The organism is Devosia sp. (assembly GCF_014860165.1).
Classification (GTDB): domain Bacteria; phylum Pseudomonadota; class Alphaproteobacteria; order Rhizobiales; family Devosiaceae; genus Devosia.
On record NZ_JACZKG010000059.1, the window covers coordinates 47878 to 57364 of the forward strand.

Sequence of the window (9487 nt, forward strand, 5' to 3'; positions counted from 1 at the left end):
GCTCAGTCGCCATCCAGCGACGAGAAACCCACTGAAAGGCCCAGCGCCCCGGACAATTGTTCGCCGATCAGCCCCTGCAGCGATTGCGTGACGATAACCAGGTAGTCGAGCGCCAGAGCCTGCTTCTCGTCCGCCACTGCCTGCTCCACCGGCAACGTCACCAGCCCGATCGCCCGATGGGCATTGCGGAACTCGAAGGCAATCGAATTGTCCAGCCCCCCATGTTCGGCCCCGACCGCCCGCGCCAGGCCCGAACCCGCCACCAACGCCTCCATGCCCTCGATATTGGCGGCGATCATTGCCATGGTCAGCCCCGAGCGCCAGAACAGGGCCTGCTTCGGATTGGACGCCGCATCGCCCTGGGCGATGAACGGGTTGATCCTGGTGTCGCGCAGCCCCTCCAGGCCATGGGACAACAGGCCCACCAAGGCCTCCAGCGCCTCGGTTTCGCTGCGGTAATCGGCATTTTCAGGCACTGGCCGCGTCAGGTGCGAAGCGACCCCGTCATAGCGATACCAGCCCATCGCCACCTGGTCGGCAATGCTGCTGATATTGGCCGCGATGGCCTGTCCATAGCGGCAGCGAAAGGCGCCACCGGCCCCCAACAGCCCCTCCGCATCCGTGCCGAACAGCACAAATTCCAGCGCGCCAAGGCCCTGCACCGCCACGCTTTTCTCGCGCAGGCCCATTACCTCGGTCGCACTGGCATCCTCTTCCGCCAGAATGGCCTGCACCTGCTTGAGCCCGATGCCACGCCGATCCGGCCAGAACAGCAGCCGATCCGCGCGATTGTCCTCCATCAACGGCCCGATCCGCAGGAACTCGATCCGCCCATAGGCCTGTGCGGTCAGGCCGAATTGCTGGCGGGCAATGCCGAGCGCCCGATCCGAAGGAGCGGCGCAAAGCCCACCCATGGCGCTCTCCAGCCCGTTGGCGCGGTTCTTGAACGCGGCAACGCTGGGGCGGATCACCTGATTCACCGCCGCTGCCAACACCTGGGCCGGGGTAATGGCCTGCGCCAGCGCCGGGCCCGCGCAGAACAACATCAGAACGATCAGCACCAGGCGCATCAGAGCGATTCCAGAAAGGCGACGACATCGTCGCGCGTGGCTTGAGACATCTGCGCGAAGGCATCGCGCGCGGCTTGCGCCTCTCCGCCATGCCACAGAATGGCCTCGACGAGGTTGCGAGCCCGGCCATCATGGAGGAAAAATGTGTGCCCGGATACGGTCTCGGTGAGCCCGATGCCCCAGAGCGGCGGCGTCCGCCATTCCTGGCCATCCGCCAGTCCCTCGGGGCGATTGTCAGCCAATCCCGCGCCCAGGTCATGCAGCAGAAAATCCGCATAGGGCCAGATCAGCTGGAACCGGTGCGCCGGATTTACGGCCGTGCGGCTGGTGACGAATTTGGGCACATGGCAGCTGGCGCAGCCCGCGCCATAAAACGCCGCCTTACCCCGCAGCACCGCCGGATCGTCCACGTCGCGCCGTTCTGGCACGCCCAGCGTTTGCGCATAGAATGTCACGAGATCCAGCACCGGGTCCGGCGCCTCGCTGGCGCCCAGCCGCACCTGCTCGCCCGTGGGCATGGCCAGGCATTCCGCCTGCTTCTCGGTGCAGTCGCCATGCGGCCGGTTGACCAGCGGCGTCGAAATGCCGATATCGCCGGCAAACGCCGCCGCCGACTGGCTGCGGATGGTGGCCATCCCCGCCTTCCAGCCGAACCGCCCCAGCATGACACTCTGGCTGACGGGCTCGATGGTCCAGTTCGCCCGACCGGAAATGCCGTCGCCATCACGGTCTTCCGGGTCGGCCAGTGCAAGAATATCCTCGACGGGAACCTGCTCCACCAGCCCCAGCCCGATCATCGGATTGGCCAGCCGCGGCGACAGCATGACGTCCTCTGCCAAAGGTCCGTAAGCCAGGTCGGCCGCCGAATAATGCGGCGCCCGCAGCGTCACCTGAGTGCCGTCACCCAGCGTAACCGGCAGCTCCGTGTAGTCGATCACCATCCGCCCTTCGGCCTTGAGTCCGGGCACCGCGAAATCCTGCAACTGCGTGCCATAGGTCGGGTCACCCACTTCGCCGGCCACCACGCCGTCCAGCGCCATCCGCGTATCGTCCGCGCCCGGCGGCACCGATAGCCGCAGGAACATCGACACATTCTCCGCCTGCCCTTCAAACGGCGGGTGCCCACGCCCATCCTTGATGTGGCAGCTCTGGCAGCCCCGCGCATTGAACAACGGCCCCAGCCCGTCTGACGCCTGCGTCGAACTGGGCGACGAAACCCAGACCTTGCGGAACAGCGCATTGCCCAGCTTGAACTGCTCTTCCTGCTCAAAGCTCAGATTGTCGAGGAAATGGCTGAACGCATCGGCATTGGGCGCAAATGTCGTCGTCCCTGCTCCCGCCGGCTTGGCTTCAAAATTCTCCGCCCGCGAAAAGTCGGTGGTCGGCGCCGTCACGGCAACCACGCGCGCCAGGTCTTCCGCCGTCAGGTCAGCGCGGACCGGATGATCCTGCGCAATGGCCAGGCCTCCAGCGAGCAGGACGAGGAGAGTAGCAGTGAGGCGGGTTTTCATGGCGTGCTTCTATTGGCTGGGCGCAGTTTCAAACAATCCCAATGTCATTCCGGCGAAGGCCGGAATCCATCCTGAGATGACTGCACGCGCGCTGGACGCGGAAAGGACCTCAGGATGAACCCCGGACGGAGCCGGGGTGACACCGTGGTTGGTGGATAGGCTATCGCCTACTGGAACACCGCATCCGGGTTGCTCAGGCTGTCGCTGTCCTCGATCGTCACCGCATGTTCAAGCTCCAGCAGCGCAACGGCCCGTTCGATGCCGCGTGTCTGCGCGATCAGACCGTCAATCGCCGCCTGCACCACGGCATTGCCTTCCGCATTGCCCTCGCCGATCTGCTGGTCATAGGCCTCGCCGCCCTCGGCGCGCTCAGCCATCACATTCATCTTGGCGACGGTGTCATCCAGCAGCGCCTTGATTTCGGCATCAAGCGCCGTATCCTTGGCCGCAATCACCTCCGACAGCGACGGGCCATCGACCACCGAACCGTCGGTGCGGACATACTTGCCGAGATAGACATTTCGCACGCCCAGCGCGTCATTGAGATGCGACACATGCGTATTGTCCGAGAAGCAGTCATGCTCCTCCTCCGGATCGTGCAGCAGCAAGCCCAGCTTCATCCGCTCGCCGGCCAGCTCGCCAAAGCTCAGCGAGCCCATGCCGGTCAGGATTGCCGAAATCCCCAGTTCCGGCAGCGCCGCACGAGCCGCGCCCTCAGCAGTCCAGTTACCCACCATCTCTTCGAGATCATCAACCAGCAGCGTCGAGGCCGCCTTGAGATAGGCCGCACGTCGATCGGCATACTCGGCGCTCGAATAGTCGGTGAACGGCCGTGCCCCGGCGCCGGGACCGGTCCCATTCAGATCCTGCCCCCAGAGCAGGAATTCGATGGCATGGTAGCCGGTCGCCACATTTGACTCCACGCCCGCAGCTTCCTGCAGGCTTTCTTGCAGCAAGCTTGGGGTTATCAGGCTGGCGTCCAGCTCGACCCCATCGATGGTGATCCTGGGATTGGCAATGACATTGGCGACATAGAGGCCATTGCTGTCGCTCTCGCTGCCATAGCTGGCATCGACATAGTCGATCAGACCCTCGTCCAGCGGCCAGGCATTCACCCGCCCTTCCCACTCATCAACGATTGGATTGCCGAAGCGGAAGGCCTCGGTCTGCTGGTAGGGAATACGCGCCGCCTTCCAGGCATCCCTGGCTGCCGCGAGTGTCGCTTCGCTCGGGCTTGCAATCAGCGCATCGATGGCAGCGTCCAGCGTCTTGGCGGTCACCAGGGAATCCTCGTAACCCGCCAGTGCGATGTCGGCATAGTTTGCCAGCACAGCGGCATCATCGGGCGCTTGGGCATGGGCGGCCATTGGTGCCACGGACAGCGTCAGGGCAATGGCAAAGCTGCGCAGGGTGCGCTGTGTCGAGATCATGAGCGATCCTCCAGGTGATTTTCCAACTGGACTACCTTTGTCATCTTTATAAAGCAATTCAATTTCAATAGTTTAGAGAGAGTCTAAAGTACGAAGCCACCCTTGCGTCCGCCGTCCCGACCAGCAAGATCGATCCGCCTCACCCAATTTTTGACCATCTGGACTAAACTGTCACAAACGGGCACTGTCACAATTGCAGCAGGGAGGCTGGGGCTTGGGCGGGGGATTGCGCGCAATCGGTTGAAGAGTGGGCGTCACAGGCCGCCCTGCGGCCGTCATGTGCGCTTCTACAGGCCGTCATCGCACTGTCATACCACCACACTACTTGCCTCCTCAGTTCGCCGGACCGTCCCCAGATGGACGATCTCGAACGACTTTCAGGGAGACTGAACATGTCCATCAAGCAGACCCTTGGCGCATCCGTTTCGATGCTCGCCATACTCGCCGTTTCTGCCCCCGCTTTCGCCCAGACCGACCTCGACGCGCTCTATGAAGCCGCCAAGACCGAGGGCCAGCTCACCACCATCGCTTTGCCCCACTCCTGGTGCGGCTATGGCGAGGTGATCGCCGGCTTCAAGGCCAAGTATCCGGGCATCACCGTCAACGAACTGAACCCCGATGCAGGCTCGGCCGACGAGCTCGAAGCGGTCCGCGCCAATATCGGCAATACTGGCCCGCAGGCGCCCGACGTGCTCGATATCGGTCTCTCCTTCGGCCCGCAGGCCAAGGATGAGGGCCTGCTTCAGGCCTACAAGGTCTCCACCTGGGAAGACATTCCTGACGACGCCAAGGATGCCGATGGCTTCTGGTATGGCGACTACTATGGCGCCATGGCCATGCTGGTGAATACCGATCTCGTCTCGGAAGTCCCTGCCGACTGGGCCGACCTGACCAAGCCGGAATACGCCTCCTCGGTCGCTCTTGCTGGCGATCCGCGTGCCTCCAACCAGGCTATCCAGGGCGTTTATGCCGCTGGCCTGGGCAAGACCGGCACTCATGAAGGCGCCGCCGAGGCTGGCCTCGAATTCTTCAAGGCCGTCAACGACGCTGGCAACTTCGTGCCTGTCATCGGCAAAGCCGCCTCGGTTGCCCAGGGCACCACCCCGATCCTGATCGCCTGGGACTACAACCTGCTCGCCTGGCGCGACAGCTTCGAGGGCAACCCCGCCGCCGAGATCGTCGTCCCGGCAACCGGCGTTGTCGCCGGCGTCTATGTGCAGGCCATCTCTGCCCATGCGCCCCATCCCAACGCTGCCAAGCTTTGGATGGAATACCTCTACTCGGACGAAGGTCAGCTTGGCTGGCTGAAGGGCTATTGCCACCCGATCCGCTTCAACGCGCTCGCCGAAGCCGGCAACATTCCTCAGGATCTGCTCGACGCCCTCCCGGCTGCCGAAGCCTATGCCAAGGCCGTGTTCCCGACCATCGAGCAGCAGAACGCCGCCAAGGCTGTCATTACCGGCCAGTGGGACGCCGTGGTCGGCGCCAACATCTCCGAGTAATTCCGCTCAACGCCTCCGCCGCCGATGCGGCGGAGGCACTTTCTATCCGGCCGCACGTGGTCCGGAACGGGTTGAGTCCTTGGGGGCAAGGGAAGATGACCGATACCACTGCAGGGCAGCGTACAAGGCGGCGCCTCTCGTTCGAGTGGCTCGGTGTGGCGCCATTCATCATCTTTGCCGTGCTGTTTCTGATGCTGCCCACCCTTTATCTGGTCGGTGCCGCTTTCATTGGCCGCGACGGCCAGTTCACCCTCGAAAACATAGCCGGCCTTTTCACCGACCAGATCATCGCCGCCTACTGGATTTCCATCCGCATTTCCGGCGCCTCGGCCATATTGGGTGCCTTGGTCGGCCTGGCGATTGCGCTGGCGATCATCCGTGGCCGCCTGCCCGAGGGCCTGCGCGCCGCCGTCATGACCTTTTCCGGGGTGGCGTCCAATTTCGCCGGTGTCCCACTGGCCTTCGCCTTTATCTCGACCCTGGGGCGGCTGGGCCTGGTGACCGTCATACTCAAGTTCATCGGCATCGACCTCTACAAGTCGGGCTTCAACCTGCTGAGCTTCTGGGGCCTGACCCTGACCTATCTCTACTTCCAGATCCCGCTGATGATCCTCATCATTGCGCCAGCCGTCGACGGGCTCAAGAAGGAATGGAGCGAAGCGGCGGCAATCCTGGGGGCATCGCCCTGGCAGTTCTGGCGCTATGTGGGGCTGCCGATCCTGTGGCCAAGCTTCCTGGGCACGCTGAGCCTGCTCTTCGCAAATGCCTTCGGCGCCATCGCCACCGCCTATGCCCTCACCGGCTCCTCGCTCAACATCGTGCCCATTCTGCTCTACGCCCAGATACGCGGCGACGCGCTGCAGAATCCGGGCCTGGGCGCCGCTTTGGCCTTGGGCATGATCCTGATCACCGCCACTGCCAACATCATCTATCTCGTCATCTCCGCCCGCGCCGAGAGGTGGATGAAATGAAACCCAACAAATTCTGGTCCTGGCTGGTTTTCGGCCTGGGCGCCGCCTACTTTATTATCCCGCTCGTTGCCACGTTCATGTTTTCGCTCAGCATGCGGCGCGGCTATTACAGCTTCGACAGCTACGCCTCGGTCTTTTCCGACCCGCGTTTCCAGGCAACGTTCGGCTATTCGGCCGTCATCGGCCTGTTCTCGATTGTCGTGGGCATTCTGGTGGTTGTGCCGGCCGTCTACTTCGTGCGGCTGCGCCTGCCGTGGCTCAGACCCGCTGTCGAGTTCATCACGCTGATGCCGCTGATCATTCCGGCCATCGTGCTCGTCTATGGCTATATCCGGCTCTACAATTCCTCCTCGATCATCCCCTTTACCGGCAGCGCCCTCGGCACCGATATCCTGCTGACCTGCGCCTATGTCACCCTGGCTTTGCCCTACATGTATCGTGCCGTCGATACCGGCATGCGCACCATCGACATCCAGACCCTCACAGAGGCCGCCCAGATTGCCGGCGCCAACACTGCCCAGATCATCGGCCGGATCATCCTGCCCAATATCCTGGTGGCGGTGCTGTCTGGCGCCTTCCTGACCTTCGCCATTGTCATCGGTGAATTCACCATTGCCAGCCTCCTCAACCGCCCGGCCTTCGGCCCCTACCTGCAGAATATCGGCGCCAACCGCGCCTATGAGCCGGCGGCCCTGGCCATCATTTCCTTCATCATCACCTGGGGTGCCATGGGCATGATCAACGTGCTCGGCCGCTTCGCCCCCCGCACCTCCGCCAGGACAGACTGACCATGGCAGCCTTTCTCGACGTCCAGAACCTCACCAAGACCTTCGGCACCACCACCGTGGTCAAGGAGGTCAGCTTCGCCTTCGACAAGGGCGAGTTCATCTCGCTGCTCGGTCCCTCCGGCTGCGGCAAGACCACGATCCTGCGCATGATCGCCGGCTTCGAGACCCCGACTTCCGGCTCCATCCTGGTCGATGGGCAGGATATCACCACCCTCAAGCCCAACCAGCGCCAGCTCGGCATGGTGTTCCAGGCCTATGCCCTGTTCCCCAATCTCAATGTCGGCGACAATATCGGCTTCGGCCTCAAGATCGCGGGCATGCCGGCCGAGGAACGCCGCGCCCGCGTTGATGAAATGCTGAAACTCATCGGCCTGCCCGGCTTCGAGAGGCGTTACCCCTATGAAATGAGTGGCGGCCAGCAGCAGCGCGTCGCCCTCGCCCGCGCCATCGCCCCCCGTCCGCGCATGCTGCTGCTCGACGAGCCGCTGTCTGCCCTCGACGCCAAGATCCGCGTTTCCCTGCGCGAGGAAATCCGCGCCATCCAGCTCGACCTGGGCATAACCACCGTCTTCGTCACCCACGACCAGGAAGAGGCCCTCTCCATCTCCGACCGCATCGTGGTGATGAATTCGGGCAGTATCGAACAGCTCGGCGCCCCGCACGAAGTCTACAACAAGCCGGCCACCCGCTTCGTCGCCACCTTTGTCGGCCACCTCAACACCATCGAGGCAACGGTCGTCGACGCCGCCACGGGGCTGGTCGATATCGATGGCCAGACGGTCACCGTGCCCACCCTGCCCGCGACCGCGAGCGCCGGCGCGCCTGTCTCGCTCACGCTTCGCCCCGAAGTGCTGTCCGTCGGCGCGCGCGAGGGCAATGACATCACCCTCACGGGCACCATTGCCGATGTCACCTTCCTCGGCTCGGTGATCCGCTTGCGCATTGCGCTGGGCCGGAACACATTGAGCCTGGACACGTTCAACGACCAGCGGACGGCCCCGCCCAGCCGCGGCGAACCCGTGACCATCAGCCTCGCCAGCAAGGACCTGCTGGTGCTCTAGCGATTGCGCGTGAGCCTGTGGCGCCTTCCCCCTTGCGGCGAAGGTTGGGAGGAGGGTACGACTGGCCGGTATCGAAGGAGTCGACACCCCAATGGAATCCCCCTTCGTCTCTACCGACTGGCTTGCCGCCCATCTGAGTGATCCCAACCTGGTCGTCCTTGACGGCAGCTGGCACATGCCCAATGCCGCCCGCAATGCCCAGGCCGAATATCTCGCCGGCCACATCCCGGGCGCTGTGTTCTTCGACATCGACGGCGTCGCCGACACCACGACCAACCTGCCCCACATGCTTCCCGCGCCCAACGATTTTGCCCGCATGGTGGGCGCCCTGGGCATTTCCGAGACCATGACCATAGTCATCTATGACGAGTTGGGCCTGTTCTCCGCCCCGCGCGTCTGGTGGACCTTCCGCACCATGGGCGCCGGCGATGTCCGCATACTCTCGGGCGGAGGACCCAAATGGCGCGCCGAGCGCCGCGCTACCGAGACAGGCCTCGTCACCCGCCCGCGCCAAGTCTTCCACACCGATTTCGACCCGGACCGCGTCGCCACCTTCGAAATCGTGCGAGACCGCAGCCAGGACGGCGCCGCCCAGATTGCCGATGCCCGGCCCGCCCCGCGCTTCCACGCCGAAGTCCCCGAGCCCCGCGCCGGCCTGCGCGGTGGCCACATTCCCAACAGCGTCAATCTCCCGGTGAGCCTCCTGACCGAAGCCGGCCAGATGAAATCGCCGGGCGAACTGTCCCAGCTCTTCGCGGACCGCGGCATCGACCTCAGCAAGCCGCTCATCACCTCCTGCGGCTCCGGCATCACCGCCGCCACCCTCGCCCTCGCCGCCGAACTCGCCGGCGCCGAACAGGTCGCCGTCTATGACGGCTCCTGGGCCGAATGGGGCTCCCGCAAGGATGCCGAGGTGGAGACCTGACCCCGCAGCTTCGTCGGTCCGGTGGCCGCCGACCGGGTTCATCCGTTCCCACCCCTTCTTGACGTCGCGCCTAGCTACGACCGGCGGCCGAGCGGACATTGCCGCCCGGCCCGGAAGCGTCGCGGTTACACGGCATGAAGCGGCTTTCGCCCCGACGGCTTGCGCCGCCTGTTTGATTATTGAAGAGGCGAAAGCCGCTTCACACGACTGGGGTTTTGGGCAGGTTCGG

Annotated in this window: 8 protein-coding genes; 5 read left to right on the forward strand and 3 right to left on the reverse strand. The window is 64.0% G+C overall.

Annotation, left to right across the window (positions count from 1 at the left end; all coding sequences use genetic code 11):
- Positions 1–2 precede the first annotated feature (2 nt).
- The 3 genes from IH615_RS14630 to IH615_RS14640 all read right to left on the reverse strand — a co-directional run bounded on the left by IH615_RS14630 (position 3) and on the right by IH615_RS14640 (position 4011).
- Positions 3–1070 carry an imelysin family protein gene (locus tag IH615_RS14630; RefSeq protein ID WP_291362775.1) on the reverse strand — a complete coding sequence of 356 codons (1068 nt, stop codon included), beginning with the start codon at positions 1068–1070 and terminating at the stop codon, positions 3–5.
- Positions 1070–2581 carry a di-heme oxidoredictase family protein gene (locus IH615_RS14635; RefSeq protein ID WP_291362778.1) on the reverse strand — a complete coding sequence of 504 codons (1512 nt, stop codon included), beginning with the start codon at positions 2579–2581 and terminating at the stop codon, positions 1070–1072. Before IH615_RS14635 ends, IH615_RS14630 begins: the two co-directional genes overlap by 1 nt.
- 167 nt (positions 2582–2748) lie before the next feature.
- Positions 2749–4011 carry an imelysin family protein gene (locus IH615_RS14640; protein ID WP_291362779.1) on the reverse strand — a complete coding sequence of 421 codons (1263 nt, stop codon included), beginning with the start codon at positions 4009–4011 and terminating at the stop codon, positions 2749–2751.
- A gap of 428 nt (positions 4012–4439) precedes the next feature.
- On the opposite strand from IH615_RS14640, the gene IH615_RS14645 reads away from it, so the two are divergent.
- The 5 genes from IH615_RS14645 to sseA all read left to right on the forward strand — a co-directional run bounded on the left by IH615_RS14645 (position 4440) and on the right by sseA (position 9258).
- Positions 4440–5513 carry an ABC transporter substrate-binding protein gene (locus IH615_RS14645; protein ID WP_291362790.1) on the forward strand — a complete coding sequence of 358 codons (1074 nt, stop codon included), beginning with the start codon at positions 4440–4442 and terminating at the stop codon, positions 5511–5513.
- 95 nt (positions 5514–5608) lie between these two features.
- Complete coding sequence (locus tag IH615_RS14650) at positions 5609–6484, forward strand: ABC transporter permease subunit (protein WP_291362781.1); 876 nt, start codon at positions 5609–5611, stop codon at positions 6482–6484.
- Positions 6481–7272 (forward strand): ABC transporter permease, encoded by a 792-nt coding sequence (locus IH615_RS14655; protein ID WP_291362782.1) that lies wholly within the window; start codon positions 6481–6483, stop codon positions 7270–7272. Before IH615_RS14650 ends, IH615_RS14655 begins: the two co-directional genes overlap by 4 nt.
- Positions 7273–7274: 2 nt before the next feature.
- Complete coding sequence (locus IH615_RS14660; RefSeq protein WP_291362783.1) at positions 7275–8333, forward strand: ABC transporter ATP-binding protein; 1059 nt, start codon at positions 7275–7277, stop codon at positions 8331–8333.
- 91 nt (positions 8334–8424) lie between these two features.
- Positions 8425–9258 (forward strand): 3-mercaptopyruvate sulfurtransferase, encoded by an 834-nt coding sequence (sseA, locus tag IH615_RS14665; protein ID WP_291362784.1) that lies wholly within the window; start codon positions 8425–8427, stop codon positions 9256–9258.
- The last annotated feature ends 229 nt before the right edge of the window (positions 9259–9487 follow it).